The organism is Aeromonas bestiarum (assembly GCF_000819745.1).
GTDB lineage: Bacteria > Pseudomonadota > Gammaproteobacteria > Enterobacterales > Aeromonadaceae > Aeromonas > Aeromonas bestiarum.
Map to the genome: position 1 here is coordinate 177286 of NZ_CDDA01000032.1, position 16339 is coordinate 193624.

The following is a 16339-nucleotide window of genomic DNA, read 5'->3' on the forward strand; positions in this document are numbered from 1 at the left end:
GGGGGTAAGCAAAAATCATACCTTTATCAAACAATTATCTGCTTTCATCGGCTAGAATGGCCCTCAATTGAGCCCAACCACAGGACAGCTGCATGTGGCAGAAAAACATCAATGACTTTGACCGGGTCGTCGCCATCGGTGGCGGCCACGGCATGGGCCGCGTGCTCTCTTCACTCTCGTTTCTCGGCCAGCGGCTGACCGGCATAGTCGCCACCACGGACGATGGCGGATCCACTGGGCGCCTGCGCAAGAGCCAGGAGTGTATCGCCTGGGGAGATCTGCGCAACTGCCTCAATCAGCTGGTGACGGATCCCAGCATCGGCAGTCTGTTGTTTGAATATCGCTTCGCCGGCCGCGGTGAGCTGGCGGGTCACAACCTCGGCAACCTGATGCTGCTGGCTCTCGACAACCTCTGCGTACGCCCTCTTGATGCTATCAAGCTCATCAGTGACATGCTGAAAATAGAGTCACAATTGTTACCCATGTCAGAATTTCCCACCGACCTGTGTGCCCACACCGTCTGTGGCAAGCAGATCCTGGGAGAGGTCTCCATCGATCAGCTCGATACGCCACCGCTCTCCCTGAGCCTGAGCCCGGAAGTACCGGCGACTCGCGAGGCGGTGCAGGCGCTGGCTCAGGCCGACATGATTATACTCGGGCCCGGCAGCTTCCTCACCTCCATCATGCCGCCCCTGCTGCTGGCCGAGGTGGCGCAAGCCATCAATGAGAGCGATGCCATGCTGGTGTTCATCTGCAATCTGGTGGCCGAGAATGGCCCCGCCAGTCAGCTGAGTCTGATCAACCAATGGCGCTGGCTGGAGTCACGGGTCGGTACGGGTCGTGTCGATGCCATTCTAGCGCCCACAGGGGAGTATCCGGCCGAGTTGGCCAGCCGCCTGATCCAGGCCGAGCTGGGTGAGGCCGAGCTCCCCCATCGCCACGACAGACTGAAACTCAAGCTGGCGCTGGATCGGGTGATCCAGCAACTGGTCAATCAACGCTGATGGCAGCTACGCGCAGCGGTGAACCGGCTGGTTCCCCGCTGTGCAGCAAGCTCAGTGGTAGTTGGCAAGGTGAGAGAGCACCTGGGGCAGGGATTGCTCCAGCTGGGTCAGTAGCCGGGCGACGTCATCGGCATCTTCATGCTTGCAGGCCAGCTCCAGTGCCACCACCTGCTGGTAACTGAGCTGGGCGCCGTAGCTGCCGCAGGAGGATTTCATGCTGTGGGCAAGCCGCGCCAGCGCAGGCCAGTCCCGCCGTTCATAGAGCGGTCGCAGCTGGGCGAGCTGCTCTCCCACTTCCTCGATAAACACCGAGATCACCACCGGCATCATCTCCTGGCCAATGTCTTCCGCCAGCTGTCGCAGCACCTTCTGATCCAACCATTCCATCCCTAAGTCCCTCATTTGGCGGTATTCAAACAGAACATACTATAGATGCCCGGCGCGACAGCGTCATCCCTCACCCACCTTCTGCTTGTCGACCGACGAGCGGCCGCAAAACGAAAAGTGTGATCCGGTTCTAGTAATGTGGCGATAGGCAGGTCGGATTGAAACATAAACGTTGCCAACAAATTAACATTTAAATAACAATGGAGGCCGTGAGAATGATGCGACTCAGCAACACCTCTCTCATCCCTTTTGCCTGTATGGCTGCTGCGAAGAACCAGGGTAGGATTCTACCCTGGTATTTTTTTATATTTAAATCAGATGATTACCGATCCTGACTGCCGCATACGCGCTCACCCAGCCGAAACAGGCTGAACTCGCCGGGCGCCATTCTGACCCAATCTTCATTGCCGGTCAGCGGACGGGTCGCGATCAGGGTCACCACGTCATCCGGGGTCGTCTCACTCTGGAAATCGATGGCCACATCTTCATCCAGCAGCCTGGCCTCGCCAAAGGGCGCCCGCCGGGTAAGCCAATGCAGGTTGTTGCTGCAATAGGTCATCACAAATTCCCCATCCGACAGCAGCATGTTGAATACCCCGAGTCCGCGCAACTCGTCGCACAGGGTGGCCAGATGGCGAAACATGGCAGGGAAGTTGGCGGGACGCTTGGGATATTTCTGCTCCAGCCGGTTGAGCAGCCAGCAAAATGCGTGCTCGCTGTCGGTGTCCCCCACCGGGCGGTGCCGCCCGGTGGCGAGTCGCTTGTAACCGGTCAGCTGGCCATTGTGGGCGAAGGTCCAGTAGCGGCCCCACAGTTCACGGGTGAACGGATGGGTATTTTCCAGCGACACGCAGCCGCGGTTGGCCTGCCGGATATGACTGACCACGGCGCGGCTCTTGATGGGCAGCGCCTGTACCAGCTTGGCTATTGGTGACTGGGCACTGGGCTCGGGATCCTTGAAGGTGCGAAATCCCCTCCCCTCATAGAAGGTGATCCCCCAGCCATCCTTGTGTGGCCCCGTCTTGCCGCCACGCAGCATCAGACCGGTAAAGCTGAAGCAGATGTCGGTCGGCACATTGGCACTCATGCCGAGCAGTTCGCACATAAGCAGCGGACTCCTTAATTACTGGGCCATCTTTTTCAATCAGCGGGACCAGCCAGATGCAGAGCACTGCCGATCCCGCCGCTTATCGGGGCAGGCACAACCGGGACATGGCCTGGCGAGGCCACACATCCCGGCTGAACATGCTGCCTTACTTGGCCATCTCTTTTTCGACCAGCTGGATCAGGATATGGATCACCTTGATGTGCACTTCCTGAATGCGGTCGGCATAACCAAAATGCGGCACACGGATCTCGACGTCGGCCAGACCCGCCATCTTGCCACCATCCTTGCCGGTCAGCGCTATCACCTTCATGCCTTTGGCATGGGCGGCTTCGATGGCCTTGAGGATGTTGCCTGAGTTGCCGCTGGTGGAGATACCGAGCAGCACGTCACCACGACGGCCGACCGCTTCCACATAACGGGAGAACACATAGTCGTAGCCAAAGTCGTTGGAGACGCAGGAGAGGTGGCTGGGATCCGAGATGGCGATGCCGGCATAACCGGGACGGTTCTCGCGATAGCGGCCGGTCAGCTCTTCGGCAAAATGCATGGCATCGCAGTGGGAGCCCCCATTGCCACAGGAGAGCACCTTGCCTTCCTGCTTGAAGGAGTCGGCGAGCAGCCTGGCGGCAGCTTCAATGTTTTTCAGATTCTGCTCATCTGCCAGGAACGCCTGGAGCACGCCGGCAGCTTCGGTCAATTCATTGCGGATCAGTTCTTGGTACATGATGTCTCTTCCAAAATATGGGCGATGTCATTGTCGCACAAGCCAATCCCGGAGTCGCCCCCCCGCCCGTCAAGATGCCGCCTGCAGGACGTTATGCCGATCACAGAGCCAAGGTAACAAGCTTGTAAACAGCTTGATAAGTTTGTGCGTATGAATTACAACAGGGGCCATATCCAACAGGTCAGACCTCTGGATCAGCCAACCCACTTTTCACCCAACTTCGGCAACTCATGCAAGGAGCGAAAAATGACGACGACCCTCACTCTGCTCGGGGTGATCCTGGTGATCGGCGCCATGGCTTATCGCCGGGCGTCTCTGTTCACATCCACGCTTGCCACGGCCGCCGCCCTGGTCGCCGGCACATTCTATGGCCATGTCCCCCTGCTGGTGTGGGCACTGTTCGCCGTGATCGCCATCCCCCTCAATCTGGTGGATTTTCGCCGCAATCAGCTGACCAAGCCGCTGTTCAAGCTCTACAAGTCCATCATGCCGGAGATGTCCCGCACCGAGAAGGAAGCCATCGAAGCGGGCACCACCTGGTGGGAAGCCGATCTGTTTGCCGGCAACCCGAACTGGAAGAAGCTGCACGCCATCCCTGTCAGCGTGCTGTCAGCCGAAGAGCAAGCCTTCATGGACGGTCCGGTTGAAGAAGTCTGCCGCATGGTCAACGACTGGGAAGTGACCCACGAGCGGGCCGATCTCTCCCCCGAGGTGTGGCAATACCTGAAGGACAACAAGTTCTTCGCCATGATCATCAAGAAGAAATACGGTGGTCTGGAATTCTCCGCCTATGCCCAGTCCTGCGTACTGCAAAAACTGTGTGGCGCCAGCGCCGTGCTGGCTTCCACCGTGGGCGTGCCCAACTCCCTCGGCCCGGGTGAACTGCTGCAGCACTACGGCACCGATGAGCAGAAAGACCACTACCTGCCCCGTCTGGCAATCGGCAAGGAGATCCCCTGCTTCGCACTGACCAGCCCGGAAGCGGGTTCAGACGCCGGCTCCATCCCCGACTTCGGCATCATCTGCAAGGGTGAGTGGGAAGGGGAAGAGGTGCTCGGCATGCGGCTGACCTGGAACAAGCGCTACATCACGCTCGCCCCCATCGCCACCGTACTGGGTCTGGCCTTCAAGCTGCGCGACCCGGATCACCTGCTGGGTGAAGACGAGGAGCTGGGGATCACCTGTGCCCTGATCCCGACCCACATCAAGGGGGTCGAGATCGGTCGCCGCCACTTCCCGCTCAACGTGCCGTTCCAGAATGGCCCGACCCGTGGCGACAATGTGTTCGTGCCGCTCGATTTCATCATAGGTGGCCCGGCCATGGCCGGTCAGGGCTGGCGCATGCTGGTCGAATGCCTCTCGGTTGGCCGCGGCATCACGCTGCCCTCCAACAGCACGGGCGGCGTCAAGATGCTGGCCCTGGCGACCGGCGCCTACAGCCGCATCCGTCGCCAGTTCAAGCTGCCCATCGGCAAGATGGAAGGCATTGAAGAGCCGCTGGCCCGTCTCGGTGGCAACGCCTACATCATGGGCGCCGCCGCCAATCTGACGGTGACCGGCATCGATCTGGGGGAAAAACCCTCGGTCATCTCCGCCATCGTCAAATACCACCTCACCGACCGAGCCCAAAAGTGCATCATAGATGCCATGGACATCCACGGCGGCAAGGCCATCTGCATGGGCCCCAACAACTATCTGGCCCGTGGCTATCAGGGTGCGCCCATCGCCGTCACGGTAGAGGGTGCCAACATCCTGACCCGCAGCATGATCATCTACGGTCAGGGCGCCATTCGCTGCCACCCTTATGTGTTGCCGGAGATGCTGGCCGCCAGCCACCCTGACAAGGATCAGGCACTGAAGGACTTTGACAAGGCGATGTTCAGTCACGTCGGCTTTGCCATCAGCAACCTGGTGCGCAGCTTCTGGCTGGGCCTGACCGGTGCTCGCCTTGCGCCCGCACCGTTCAAGGATCAGACCAAGGGCTACTACCAGCAACTCTCCCGCCTCTCTGCCAACCTGGCCTTCCTGTCAGACATGGCGATGGGCACCCTGGGCGGCGAGCTCAAGCGCAAGGAGCGGGTCTCCGCCCGCCTGGGCGATGTGCTGAGTCAGCTCTATCTGGCTTCGAGTGCCCTCAAGCGTTATCAGGATGAGGGTCGTCAGCAGGCGGATCTGCCGCTGCTGCACTGGGCACTGCAGGATGCCATGTTCAAGGCGCAAGAGGCGATCGATGAGCTGCTGCGCAACTTCCCGAACCGCTGGATTGGCTTGGCCCTGCGCGTCATAGTGCTGCCCCTTGGCCGTGACATGAAGCGCCCGAGCGACAAGCTGGACAGCCAGGTTGCCCGTCTGCTGCAGACGCCGAGCGAGACTCGCAGCCGTCTGGCCCGGGGCCAGTATCTGACCCGCGAAGAGGGCAACCCCTTCGGTCTGCTGGAACAGGCTCTCGATGACGTGCTCTCTGCCGAACCGCTGTTTGAGAAAGTATGCAAGGCTGACGGTATCAAGCGTCCGTTTATGCAGCTGAACAAGGTGGCGGATGCAGGTCTGGCACTGGGAGTGCTCAACCAGACCGAGGCTGACTTGCTGCGCCGTGCCGAAGAGAGCCGCCTGCGCACCATCAACGTTGATGATTTCGACCCCATCGACCTGGTTGCCAACAAGGCCCTGTTCGAGCCATCGGCCTATCACAGAGCAGCCTGACCCACAGGAAAATAGCCAAACGCCTCCCATGTGGAGGCGTTTTTTATGGGCCTGGATCACGATGACAACAAAGAGATTTCACAGATCAAATTTTATTTCCCAATAAGTTTCCTATCCTTAGTGAAGCAGTTAATGTAAGCACAGGATCCCAAACAGGATTGCATGATGGATGACCAAATCCTGATTATTGACGATGACGATCTGCCCCTTCTCGATAACCAGCAGGCTGGATGGAAGGTGATGATTGTGGACGATGAACCCGAAGTGCATCGCATCACCAAGATCACCCTGAGCAAGTTTGAATTCGATAACAAACCCATTGAATTTTTGCATGCTTATTCAGCCGCGCAGGCCAAGGAGTTGCTCGCCAAGACCCCGGATGTAGCCTTGTTGCTGCTCGACGTCGTCATGGAAGTCGATCACGCCGGTCTCGATGTGGTCAAGTTCGTGCGCGAGGATCTGCAGAATAAGATGGTGCGCATAGTGCTGCGGACCGGACAACCGGGTCAGGCGCCGGAAGATGATGTGGTCACCAACTACGACATCAACGATTACAAGGACAAGACAGAGCTCACCTCCCAGAAGCTGCGGACCCTGCTGCGGGCCAGCCTGCGTTCATACCGCGACATCCGCACCCTGGAGAGCAATCGCCAAGGGCTGGAGAAGGTCATCGAAGCCTCCAAGGGGATCTTCGAGAAACGGGCGCTGCGCCAGTTTGTCGAAGGAGCTCAGGAGCAGCTCGGTGCCCTGCTCAATCTGGAAGAGTCCCAGATCTATGATGTAAAACAGTTTGCCTACGAGGTGCGGGATCAGATCCTGGAGCCCCTGCTGCCTGGCCATCCGTCCGTGCGGCTGGTCGATGCCCCCCTGATCTTGCGCCAGGCCATGGCCAATCGCGCCAACGTCTATGATGGCAACCAGATGGTGCTCTACTGCCAGAATCCCCGCCATCACCTGCTGTTTCATATCGAGACGACCCGCCATCTCAGCCAGATGGACACGGGCCTTCTGAGCCTGTTTACCGAAAACATCATAGTGGCGCTGGAAAATATCCGGCTCAACGAGGTCATCGCCGACAACCAGCGCGAGATCATCTACCGCATCGGTGAGCTGGTGGAGACCCGCTCCAAGGAGTCTGGCCTGCACGTCAAGCGGGTCGCCCTCTACACAGAGCTGTTCTGCCAGTTGCTCGGCATGAGCGAAGAGCAGAGCGAGCTCATCAAGCGCGCCTCCCCCCTGCACGACATCGGCAAGGTGGGGATCCCGGATGCCATCCTCCACAAGCCGGGCAAGCTGACCCCGGAAGAGTGGGAGATCATGAAGACCCACGCCCAGCTGGGGCAGGACATGCTCTCCGGCAGCGATCTGGCGCTGTTCCAGATAGGCGCCACCATAGCCGGCAACCACCATGAGAAATGGAATGGCAGCGGCTATCCCCGCGGCCTCAAGGGCGATTCAATACCGCTCGAAGGGCGAGTGGTGGCGCTGGCCGACGTGTTCGATGCCCTGGGCTCGGATCGCTGCTACAAGAAGGCGTGGCCATTGGACAAGGTACTGGCGCTGATTGAAGAGGAGAAGGGACAGCACTTCGATCCCCGGCTGGTGGAGCTGATGCTGGCCAATCTGGACAAGTTCCTCGATATCCGCGATCAGCACAAGGATATCTACGTCGGGGATCACTGATCCTCCCTCACCCCGACTGGCCAACCGCTACACATGAAAAAGCCGCCTCAACAGGGCGGCTTTTTCATTCAGGGCAAACTCTTACTGCTCGGGCAGGTTCAAGTCCAGCTTGGCCTCGGATTTGGCCCCCTCATTCTCTGCCTTCTGCGCAGCCATCGCCTTTTGCAATGCCCGGCGTTTTTGCAACAGGATGAACCCAACCCCGCCGAGCAGAGTCACCAGGATACCGACACCGCCCAGCAACCAGAACAGCCAGCCGCTGCTCTCTTTCACCTCAAATTTCACCTGATCGGGTACGGCTGCCGAAGCAGCGGACGCGGCCGAAGGGGGCGGCGCCAGCACGGGGAAGATGTTGAATGACTTGACCGGCAGAGTGACCTGGATCTCGCGGCCCAGACGGGTGGTCCCGAACAGGGTGGCCGTCACGTCATACTGGCCCACCTCCTTGATGACGGAGAGATCGACCTCCACCCTGGGCTCGGTCGCCACCGCACTGAACGCCATGCTGGCCCCTACGGTATTGGTTGCCTTGCCCTTGATGATCACGGAGGCAGGATCCAGCTCATCGCCGTCAATCAGGAAGGAGAGCCGGGCACCGTACTCTTTCGACGGCGCCGCCAGGGTATAACCGACCGGTAGCGGGTAGATCAGCACATCCTGATAGCGGGCGCGCGAGAAGACCTGATTGCCGGTGCTGTAGAGCGCTCTGTATTTGCCGGCCGGGACATCCAGCACCGCCTTGGCGGTCATGATGCCATCACCCGGCACCTCGTCGAGCCCCTTGCCATCATCGCGATAGTGGCCGAGCACCTCATCCAGAATGGGCTCACCCTGCTGCTTGGCATCGTTGAAGCGCTGCAGCTTCACCGTCATGCCGAGATCCGTGAGGTAGTAACCCTCCTTGGGCGGGGCATCGTCGATCAGCAACCAGGACTTGAGCTTGACGATTTCCCCCTGATAGAGCTGGGTCGGCAGCAGATCGGTTTCCAGCTTGATGTTCGACAGGATGCGTACCCTGTTTTCAGGATCCACCTCGCCGATGGCCTGCCAGGGACCCGGCATGGGGTCACGGATGGTGATGAGATCCTGATCCTTGAGCGCCAGCCAGCCCACCTCGGGCGGCGTGACCTTGCCGACATACAACTTGCTGCCATCGGGTCGCACCAGGATCACCGAAGGGGTGCCCGGCTTGCGCGTCACTATGAAGGTGATCTCCTTTACCCCGTAATCGATGCGAAAGCGATTATCGAGCAGGGGAATGTCGGAGGGGGCAAACACCTCGTTGGCTCCGGCCGTCAGTGAGGTCAGCAGCAGCAGGCCGCTCCATAGCTTGCTCATTGCCGCCACAGGCAGGCTCCTCCTTTCTTCTGGACCAGATCCAGCCTCGCCTCGTGCACGGCTTCGATGTCGGCGCCGGCGCGCACGACCTTGAGTGGCGGACGGTTGCTCTCCAGTCGACGGATACTGGTGTCCTGATTGCGCTCGTTCTCTTGGCTTTCGGTAGCCAGGTTCAGCTTGGTCTGGCCACCCGTCATCAGCAGGTAAACGTCGGCCAGGATCTCCGCATCGAGCAGTGCACCGTGCAAGGTCCGGTGGGAGTTGTCTATGCCGTAGCGATCGCACAGCACATCCAGGTTGTTGCGTTTGCCCGGAAAGAGATCCCGCGCCATCGCCAGGGTATCTGTGATGCTGCAGATATCCTTGGTCTTGAAGTTGAGTCCGAGCTTGCCGAACTCGTAGTCCATGAAGCTCACGTCAAAGGGCGCGTTGTGGGCGATAAGCTCGGCGCCACGGATGAACTCGATGAAGTCGTTGGCGATCTGGCTGAACGGGGGCTTGTCGACCAGGAAGGCATCCGTGATGCCGTGCACCTGGATGGCCTCGGGATCCACCAGCCGATCCGGCTTGATATAGACGTGGTAGTGATTGCCGGTCAGCTTGCGGTTGATCACCTCCACACAGCCGATCTCTATGATGCGGTGTCCCAGATAGATGGGGCCACCGGCGGTGTTCATACCTGTGGTTTCAGTATCCAGAATGATCTGGCGATTCAGTTGGGGTGTGTTCATGATCCAATCTATGTCAAACTTCGGCCTTACCCGCTAGTTTACCCCAAGACTCATGCTAAAAAAGATCGATTGCTCATGTTAAAACACATTGATTTATACACGGATGGTTCCTGCCTAGGCAATCCTGGCCCCGGTGGCTATGGCGCCGTCCTGGTCTATGGCGATCACCGCAAGGAGATTTCCGGTGGTTTTCGGCTGACCACCAATAACCGGATGGAGCTGATGGCCGCCATCATGGGGCTGCGCACCCTCAATGCGGCCTGCCAGGTACGGCTCACCACCGACAGCCAGTATGTGCGCCAGGGGATCACCCAGTGGATCATCGGCTGGAAGAAGAAGGGATGGATGACCTCAAACCGCCAGCCGGTCAAGAACGTCGACCTCTGGAAGGAGCTGGATGCGGAAGTGGCCCGCCATCAGATCGAGTGGCTCTGGGTCAAGGGGCACTCGGGTCACCCCGAGAATGAACGCTGCGATGAGCTGGCGCGCGATGCCGCCAGTGGCAAGCTGCTCGCCGAAGACACCGGCTATCAACCCTGATCTCACCTGTCAAAGGGTAACGAGCATCTTTGACCAGAGCGGTCGCGAGTTGTTCGTCTAGGATATGGGTTACCAGCCCTGACGCGCCATGCCCGGTGCCGCTATCGACTCAGGCAAACGCCAGCGACGGCGCACCGGGATGAGTGGAAAACGCCGCTTGCGCGCGGCTATCACATAGACAGATGCAAAGGGTCTGAAGTAATCCCGCCCTACACTCTCCCGCCACCAGCCGATCCGGCTCTGCTTGCTCATGAACGAATAGCCGAAGCGCTCATCAAACATCACCTCGCAACCGAGCAGTTGCAACCAGTCGGTGACCCGCGCCGGGGTGAACATGCGAGCCGACCAGGGCAGATGTTGACGCAGGAAAGGCAGACAATGACCGATACCGACCAGACTGAGCGGGTTATAGCCGCTGACGATGAGCCAGCCATCGTCGGTCAGCACACGTTCGGCTTCACGCAGCACCTGATGGGGGTCGGGCGAGAAATCGAGACAATGAGCGAGCAGACAGGCATCCACGCTGCCGGTTCGTACCGGCAAGGCCAGCGGATCGCCCTGGATATCCAGCAGCCGACCACTGGTCGCCACCCCTATCTGGTGGCGGATGGAAGAGCAGCCACAGGAGAGCTCGGCGCTCAAGGCGCCGACTTTAAGCAGATGATAACCAAACAGATGTGGGCACCAGCTGTCGAGCCGCTCCTGGATCTCGGCCGCCACCCAGTCCCCCATGGGTAACGCCGACCAGCTGGTCGGGATCTCGATTTGTTGTTCGGTACGTGCCAACTGCATAATAGGGCTCAACTTGGGGTTCGAACGCCATCCAGTTATATAAGATACCCTCCATAAAGAGAAGCAGACTCATGTATCCAGTGATCACAGTTCCAGCCTTTAACGACAACTACATCTGGTTGATCCGACACGAAAATCACTGTCTGGTGGTCGACCCTGGCGATGCGGCCCCCGTGCTGGAGCGGCTGGCGGTGCTGGAGCTGCAACTCGACGCCATCCTGCTGACTCACCACCACCAGGATCATGTGGGCGGCGTCACCGCCCTGCTCACTCACTTCCCTCATGCAAGACTCTATGGCCCCAAACATGATCCCATGCCCGATCACCACGGTCAGTGGCTCGATGACGGGGATCAGATCAACTGGCATGGCCTGAGCCTGGATGTCATCCACGTGCCAGGCCATACCCTGGGCCACATCGCCTACCACGGCCATGGCATGCTGTTCTGTGGTGATACCCTCTTCTCCGCCGGTTGCGGTCGCCTGTTCGAAGGGACCCCGGCCCAGATGCATGACTCGCTGCAACGGCTCGCCGCCCTGCCCGACGACACCCTCATCTATTGTGCCCATGAGTACACCCTCTCCAACCTGCGTTTCGCCTACGCGGTCGAGCCCGACAACAGGGCGATCCAGCAGCGGATCGGGCTGATCAGCAAACTGCGCCAGCAGGGCCTGCCGAGTCTCCCCTCCCGGCTGGGGGATGAGCGTGAGTTCAACGTTTTTCTGCGTTGCGAACAGGATTCCGTGAAATTTTCTGCTGAGAAACACGCCTTAAAATGCTTGGAAAATCCAGAGGATACCTTCGCCGTGCTACGCAGCTGGAAGGACGTTTTTTGAACAAACCTTGATCAGGGGGCCATTGCCCCTTATGATGCCAGCTGTTTTTCAAGAGATGACCTGAGCGAGATGAAGGTACGAACGGCCTTATTGGCGGCGCTGTTTCTCAGCGGCTGCCAAAACCTGAGCCATCAGGATGACCGGGCGCTAACGGCAATCGAGCCGATCAAGTCCCCCCAAGTCAACAAAAAAGCGTATAAAAAACATTCTGCGCGCTTCCTGTTTGGTGACGAACAGATAGACGAACTGGATGACACCGAGAACCTGTGGGTGCGTATCAGCGATGATATGCAGTTTGATCCGCAGGAGAACGACCGTGTCCGCCAGCAGCGCGATTGGTTACTACGCAATGATAAGCATCTGGCGACCATTGCCAGCCGGGCTGAACCCTACCTGTATCTGATGGTAGAGGAAATCGAACGGCGTGAGCTGCCAATGGAGCTTATTACCATCCCCATGATCGAGAGCATGTTCGATCCCCACGCCCGCTCCCGCAGCAATGCGGTCGGTCTGTGGCAATTCGTCCCTGCGACCGGCAAGAACTTCGGCCTGCGCCACGACAACTGGTATGACGGCCGCCGCGATGTATTGGCTTCCACCAATGCCGCGCTGGATTATCTGGAGTACCTGAACCGCTTCTTTGATGGTGACTGGCTGCAAACGCTGGCCGCCTACAATGCCGGTGAAGGGCGCGTGCGCAATGCCATAGTCCGCAATCAGAAGGCCGGTCGTCCAACCGACTACTGGTCCCTCGATCTGCCCCGTGAGACCCGGATGTATGTGCCCAAGATCCTGGCCATGGCTGATATGATCCGCAACGCGGACAAATACAATGTCACCCTGCCGGTACTGGCCAACAAACCGCAGCTGCGGGTGGTCAACACTGGGGGCCAGATCGATTTGAACGTGGCTGCCCAGCTGGCGGGTCTGCGCCCGGCCCAGTTGAAAGAGGTCAATCCGGCCCTGAGCCGCTGGTCGACCTCGCCTCAGGGCCCCTATCGCCTGCTGGTACCGGTCGAATATGCAGATACCCTGGAACTGGCCCTGGCCGATCTGCCCCAGAGCGAGCGCATCCGCACCCGCTCCTATCAGGTCACCAGTGGCGATACCCTCTCCCGCATCGCCCAGAATCACGGGGTGAGCGTGCAACAGCTCAAGCTGGCCAACAATCTGAGTGGCAACAACCTGCGCCGTGGCCAGACCCTGATGATCCCGACCGGTGGCAGCAAACAGGTCACCAGTCAGGCAGCCCAGAGCAAGTCGCAGCAGATTGCCAGTCGCAGCGGCAGCAAGATCCAGTACAAGGTGCGTTCCGGTGACAATCTCTGGAGCATCAGCCAGGCACACGGGGTGACCCATGATCAGCTGGCCAAGTGGAACGGTCTTAACGCCAGGTCGGCCCTGAAACCCGGCATGAAGCTGGTGGTCTGGCCCAAACAGGGCAAGAGCAGCAACAAGTCCATGGTCTATCAGGTTCGTCGGGGTGACTCCCTCTCCTCCATCGCCGCCCGCTTTCAGGTCGCCGTGATGGATGTGATGCGCTGGAATCAGCTCGGCAAGAGCGACTACCTCAAGCCGGGTCAGGAGCTGACCCTGTTTGTGAAGAACAACAGCTGAGCCGCCCTCACTTCATAAAAAAACACCCCGCCAAGTGCGGGGTGTTTTTTTATCAGCGCAGGCTGTTGGTGCAGCCGAGGGTCATCAGGGAGTGATGGCCTGGGCCGCGAAGCGCGCCATGATGGGATTGTGATCCGATGCGTCGGTCGCCGGGCTGCTCACTTCCACCAGGTCCAGATTGCGGTAGTAGAGGTGATCCAGCGGACGGCCAAATGCGGTACGGCGCAGATCCGGCACCGGAATGGCTTCCTGCAGCCCCAACTCACCCACCAGCTTGTTCAGCCAGAATTCGCGCTTGTCGCTCCAGGTGTTGAAATCCCCCGCCAGAATGACAGGGCCCTGATGGCGATGGATGAGGGCGGTCAGATCATTGAGCTGCTCGCGGAAGGTGGCCATGCCCAGTTCGAAGTTGACCGCATGCAGGTTCACCACCAGCACACCGTCAGGATCGCCCTGCAAGGGGTACAGGCTGACCAGACCGGACTTGGGAATGCGTAGCAGAGGCTCGGGCGAACGAACACCGCAGACGAAGGCCTGTGGCGTTTTGGCGACCGTCATGACGCCAAACGAGACGCCACCCTGGGTGAACGCCTGTAACTGTTGCCACTGGAACTCACCGGCCTTGAGCCACGCCAGCATGTCCGGGCGGGTCGCCGACTCCTGCAGCAGCACCAGATCCTGGGATTTTGCATACTCGTCCAGCCCCTCGCGCCAGTTTTTACGCTGACCCTTGTAGAGGTTCCAGACGGTGATGCCAAACTCGCGGGGCAAGGCGGTGGACGCCAGCGCCACCAGCGGCGGCTTCTGGCAATTGACGCCGGGAATGATGCCCTGCGCCGTCACCAGATGATCCTGATCCGGCACCTCGAAACAGCCGACCAACCCCAACGTCAGCAGCGACGTTCCCAGAATGCGATAACTATTTTTCATTGGCTAACAACCACCTGCCTCTGCATTGTGTCATGACCATCACAAATGTCATCGCAGCCGACTAGGCTCATGATTCGTGTCCGGCCCGGCGCATCCAGAAGGAATTCAACGATGGCGAGACAGCACCAGTACCGCGTGACATTTTATGATCAACAAGGAAATTGTCATCAAGTGGAGCTTTCCACCGTCTATCAGATCAGACGGGATCCCCAGTGCGATCTCTGCCTGTTCGACACTGAGCAGTGTGTCGGCTCGGAAGAGATGCTGGAACGCATGATACGGCAAAAAACCGGCTTTGAGCAGGAAATATCCATCATCAACGCCCGGCTGATCTGAGCCGGATCAGACTGGAACCGGGCGGGATTTGCCCTGATCGTCGATGGCGACGTAGGTGAAAATCCCCTCGGTCACGCAGTAACGCTGGGCTTCGTTTGCACGCAGCACCGGCTTGACCCAGACCTCCAGTTTAAGGCGCATGGAGCTGCGGCCAATCTTCAGGCAACGCCCGTAGCAGCACACCACATCGCCTACCTTGACCGGGCTGTGAAAGGTCATGCCCTCGACGGAAACGGTACAAATACGTCCTTTTGCCAGCTCCTTGGCCATGATGCCCCCACCTATATCCATCTGGGACATGATCCAGCCCCCGAAGATGTCGCCATTGGGGTTGGTATCGGCTGGCATTGCCAGGGTTCTCAGCAACAGCTCCCCATCGGGGTGACGTCTTGTATCTACCATCATTACCACTCTCTCTATCATGGATGGCGGCATGATAGGGGGCGAGCCCCGCCTTGGCAAACCTCAATTGCCAGCCGTGCCAAGCCATTGGAGCCGCCTGTGCCCCACCGCCATGCCACCCCATAGAACCGGGCGGTATGCTCAGCTGCCCTGTGCGGCCAGCTCGGCAAACCAGTGGGCCGGATCGGGCCAGCGATAGGCAAAACCGAGTTGCTCACAGATCCACTGACCCTCGACCGGGGCAAAGATCCCGGCAGGCTCGATGAAGACGGGTACCGGCAAGCCGAGCTGGCGGGCCGCAAAGGGATAAAACTGCTCGCGGCGCGGATGGACCGGCGCACTCAGGTTGTAGGCATCGCCATCCTTGCCTTGTGCCAGCATCAGCTGGCAGGCGGCCACCACATCATCCAGATGCACCAGGTTCACCGCCTGGCCACCACCCTCCAGGGTCTTGCCCGCCAGGAAACGCCCTGGATGGCGTTCCGGACCGTACAGGCCGGCGGGACGCAGCACCATGGCACACTCAAAACCTGCGGCCAGCACCGCCTGCTCGGCGGCCAGCATCCGCATCCCGCGAGCGTGGGCAGGAGCCGGCTGTTCATCCTCCCCCTGCCCTGGCGCCCATACCGAGGTGGCGCTCACGAACAATACCCGCTGCACACCCGCAGCCTTTGCCAGCTGGCACAGGCGGGCGATGGCCGCCGGGTAATCCTCCGTCTTGCTCGGCGGCACGCAGATCACCAGCTCGCGGCAGTGCAACGGCAAGGCGTCCAGCTGGGCCGACAGTTGCAGCGGCCAGGCCGCTACCCCTTCGGCCGTCAGGCGCGCGGCCTTCTCGGCCGAGCTGACCGTCACCACCACGGCCTTGCCTTGCACCTGCAATGCCCTCGCCAGCGGCAGCCCCAGCCAACCCGCCCCCACTATCCCCGTCTGCTGTTTACATTCTGTTGTCATTGGCAAAAATCCTGGCAAAAAAAAACGGCCATCCATGATGACCGTCGAAAGTAACGAAGGAAATAGCTGGATTGACCAGTTACCTCCCACAGCGGGAAAATCGGGAGCGCAGGCTCCTAATTCGTGGGGCCTATGCTAGTGGCAGGCAGGCCAAAAAGCTTTGAAGCGGATCACAGTTGAAAAGGATTTCTGAAAACGCTTTCAATTTTTTGGCTGCGCATCGACGAAGAATTGGCCCATTCAGGGCCAATTCT

Annotated in this window: 16 protein-coding genes; 7 read left to right on the plus strand and 9 right to left on the minus strand. The window is 59.5% G+C overall.

The window, feature by feature from the left end; genetic code table 11:
* The first annotated feature begins 92 nt into the window (after window positions 1–92).
* Window positions 93–1004 carry a gluconeogenesis factor YvcK family protein gene (locus tag BN1118_RS16935; RefSeq protein WP_043138482.1) on the plus strand — a complete coding sequence of 304 codons (912 nt, stop codon included), beginning with the start codon at window positions 93–95 and terminating at the stop codon, window positions 1002–1004.
* 51 nt (window positions 1005–1055) lie between these two features.
* Here the strand turns inward: BN1118_RS16935 and BN1118_RS16940 are convergent, their stop codons facing one another.
* The 3 genes from BN1118_RS16940 to lpcA all read right to left on the minus strand — a co-directional run bounded on the left by BN1118_RS16940 (window position 1056) and on the right by lpcA (window position 3223).
* Window positions 1056–1391, minus strand: a complete 336-nt coding sequence (locus tag BN1118_RS16940) for an Hpt domain-containing protein (RefSeq protein ID WP_043138484.1) — start codon at window positions 1389–1391, stop codon at window positions 1056–1058.
* 322 nt (window positions 1392–1713) lie between these two features.
* Window positions 1714–2496, minus strand: a complete 783-nt coding sequence (locus BN1118_RS16945; protein ID WP_042872409.1) for a class II glutamine amidotransferase — start codon at window positions 2494–2496, stop codon at window positions 1714–1716.
* Between the two features lie 148 nt (window positions 2497–2644).
* On the minus strand, window positions 2645–3223 hold the full coding sequence (gene lpcA, locus BN1118_RS16950) for a D-sedoheptulose 7-phosphate isomerase (protein WP_042872411.1): 579 nt from the start codon (window positions 3221–3223) through the stop codon (window positions 2645–2647).
* A gap of 246 nt (window positions 3224–3469) precedes the next feature.
* Here lpcA and fadE point away from each other — a divergent pair, with 246 nt between their 5' ends.
* Window positions 3470–5926 (plus strand): acyl-CoA dehydrogenase FadE, encoded by a 2457-nt coding sequence (gene fadE / locus BN1118_RS16955; RefSeq protein WP_043557201.1) that lies wholly within the window; start codon window positions 3470–3472, stop codon window positions 5924–5926.
* A 165-nt stretch (window positions 5927–6091) separates the two neighbouring features.
* Complete coding sequence (locus BN1118_RS16960; RefSeq protein ID WP_043557202.1) at window positions 6092–7609, plus strand: HD domain-containing phosphohydrolase; 1518 nt, start codon at window positions 6092–6094, stop codon at window positions 7607–7609.
* Between the two features lie 81 nt (window positions 7610–7690).
* Here BN1118_RS16960 and BN1118_RS16965 read toward each other — a convergent pair whose 3' ends face one another.
* Both BN1118_RS16965 and dnaQ read right to left on the minus strand, forming a co-directional pair.
* Complete coding sequence (locus BN1118_RS16965; protein ID WP_043557203.1) at window positions 7691–8947, minus strand: TIGR03503 family protein; 1257 nt, start codon at window positions 8945–8947, stop codon at window positions 7691–7693.
* Window positions 8944–9678, minus strand: coding sequence for a DNA polymerase III subunit epsilon (gene dnaQ, locus BN1118_RS16970; protein WP_042034628.1), 735 nt, complete (start codon window positions 9676–9678; stop codon window positions 8944–8946). Before dnaQ ends, BN1118_RS16965 begins: the two co-directional genes overlap by 4 nt.
* A 75-nt stretch (window positions 9679–9753) precedes the next feature.
* Here dnaQ and rnhA point away from each other — a divergent pair, with 75 nt between their 5' ends.
* Window positions 9754–10218, plus strand: coding sequence for a ribonuclease HI (rnhA, locus tag BN1118_RS16975; protein ID WP_043557204.1), 465 nt, complete (start codon window positions 9754–9756; stop codon window positions 10216–10218).
* 69 nt (window positions 10219–10287) lie between these two features.
* Here rnhA and BN1118_RS16980 read toward each other — a convergent pair whose 3' ends face one another.
* Window positions 10288–11010, minus strand: coding sequence for a class I SAM-dependent methyltransferase (locus BN1118_RS16980; RefSeq protein WP_043138495.1), 723 nt, complete (start codon window positions 11008–11010; stop codon window positions 10288–10290).
* 71 nt (window positions 11011–11081) lie between these two features.
* Here BN1118_RS16980 and gloB point away from each other — a divergent pair, with 71 nt between their 5' ends.
* Both gloB and BN1118_RS16990 read left to right on the plus strand, forming a co-directional pair.
* Window positions 11082–11846 (plus strand): hydroxyacylglutathione hydrolase, encoded by a 765-nt coding sequence (gene gloB / locus BN1118_RS16985; protein ID WP_043138498.1) that lies wholly within the window; start codon window positions 11082–11084, stop codon window positions 11844–11846.
* A gap of 69 nt (window positions 11847–11915) precedes the next feature.
* Complete coding sequence (locus tag BN1118_RS16990) at window positions 11916–13463, plus strand: lytic transglycosylase (protein WP_043557205.1); 1548 nt, start codon at window positions 11916–11918, stop codon at window positions 13461–13463.
* 84 nt (window positions 13464–13547) lie between these two features.
* Here BN1118_RS16990 and BN1118_RS16995 read toward each other — a convergent pair whose 3' ends face one another.
* Window positions 13548–14393: an endonuclease/exonuclease/phosphatase family protein gene (locus BN1118_RS16995; RefSeq protein ID WP_042872428.1), complete on the minus strand. Its 846-nt coding sequence runs from the start codon at window positions 14391–14393 to the stop codon at window positions 13548–13550.
* 111 nt (window positions 14394–14504) lie between these two features.
* On the opposite strand from BN1118_RS16995, the gene BN1118_RS17000 reads away from it, so the two are divergent.
* Window positions 14505–14729 (plus strand): hypothetical protein, encoded by a 225-nt coding sequence (locus BN1118_RS17000; RefSeq protein ID WP_042872430.1) that lies wholly within the window; start codon window positions 14505–14507, stop codon window positions 14727–14729.
* 6 nt (window positions 14730–14735) lie between these two features.
* Here BN1118_RS17000 and yciA read toward each other — a convergent pair whose 3' ends face one another.
* Together yciA and BN1118_RS17010 are read right to left on the minus strand one after the other, a co-directional pair.
* Window positions 14736–15134 (minus strand): acyl-CoA thioester hydrolase YciA, encoded by a 399-nt coding sequence (yciA, locus tag BN1118_RS17005; protein ID WP_080741131.1) that lies wholly within the window; start codon window positions 15132–15134, stop codon window positions 14736–14738.
* Between the two features lie 138 nt (window positions 15135–15272).
* Window positions 15273–16085 (minus strand): NAD-dependent epimerase/dehydratase family protein, encoded by an 813-nt coding sequence (locus BN1118_RS17010; protein WP_043557208.1) that lies wholly within the window; start codon window positions 16083–16085, stop codon window positions 15273–15275.
* Window positions 16086–16339: the final 254 nt, after the last annotated feature.

Excerpts from the sequence above, each read along its gene's own strand:
- BN1118_RS16935 (WP_043138482.1), top strand. The coding sequence starts at position 93 with ATGTGGCAGAAAAACATCAATGACTTTGACCGGGTCGTCGCCATCGGT.
- BN1118_RS16940 (WP_043138484.1), bottom strand. The coding sequence starts at position 1,391 with ATGGAATGGTTGGATCAGAAGGTGCTGCGACAGCTGGCGGAAGACATT.
- BN1118_RS16945 (WP_042872409.1), bottom strand. The coding sequence starts at position 2,496 with ATGTGCGAACTGCTCGGCATGAGTGCCAATGTGCCGACCGACATCTGC.
- lpcA (WP_042872411.1), bottom strand. The coding sequence starts at position 3,223 with ATGTACCAAGAACTGATCCGCAATGAATTGACCGAAGCTGCCGGCGTG.
- fadE (WP_043557201.1), top strand. The coding sequence starts at position 3,470 with ATGACGACGACCCTCACTCTGCTCGGGGTGATCCTGGTGATCGGCGCC.
- BN1118_RS16960 (WP_043557202.1), top strand. The coding sequence starts at position 6,092 with ATGGATGACCAAATCCTGATTATTGACGATGACGATCTGCCCCTTCTC.
- BN1118_RS16965 (WP_043557203.1), bottom strand. The coding sequence starts at position 8,947 with ATGAGCAAGCTATGGAGCGGCCTGCTGCTGCTGACCTCACTGACGGCC.
- dnaQ (WP_042034628.1), bottom strand. The coding sequence starts at position 9,678 with ATGAACACACCCCAACTGAATCGCCAGATCATTCTGGATACTGAAACC.
- rnhA (WP_043557204.1), top strand. The coding sequence starts at position 9,754 with ATGTTAAAACACATTGATTTATACACGGATGGTTCCTGCCTAGGCAAT.
- BN1118_RS16980 (WP_043138495.1), bottom strand. The coding sequence starts at position 11,010 with ATGCAGTTGGCACGTACCGAACAACAAATCGAGATCCCGACCAGCTGG.
- gloB (WP_043138498.1), top strand. The coding sequence starts at position 11,082 with ATGTATCCAGTGATCACAGTTCCAGCCTTTAACGACAACTACATCTGG.
- BN1118_RS16990 (WP_043557205.1), top strand. The coding sequence starts at position 11,916 with ATGAAGGTACGAACGGCCTTATTGGCGGCGCTGTTTCTCAGCGGCTGC.
- BN1118_RS16995 (WP_042872428.1), bottom strand. The coding sequence starts at position 14,393 with ATGAAAAATAGTTATCGCATTCTGGGAACGTCGCTGCTGACGTTGGGG.
- BN1118_RS17000 (WP_042872430.1), top strand. The coding sequence starts at position 14,505 with ATGGCGAGACAGCACCAGTACCGCGTGACATTTTATGATCAACAAGGA.
- yciA (WP_080741131.1), bottom strand. The coding sequence starts at position 15,134 with ATGATGGTAGATACAAGACGTCACCCCGATGGGGAGCTGTTGCTGAGA.
- BN1118_RS17010 (WP_043557208.1), bottom strand. The coding sequence starts at position 16,085 with ATGACAACAGAATGTAAACAGCAGACGGGGATAGTGGGGGCGGGTTGG.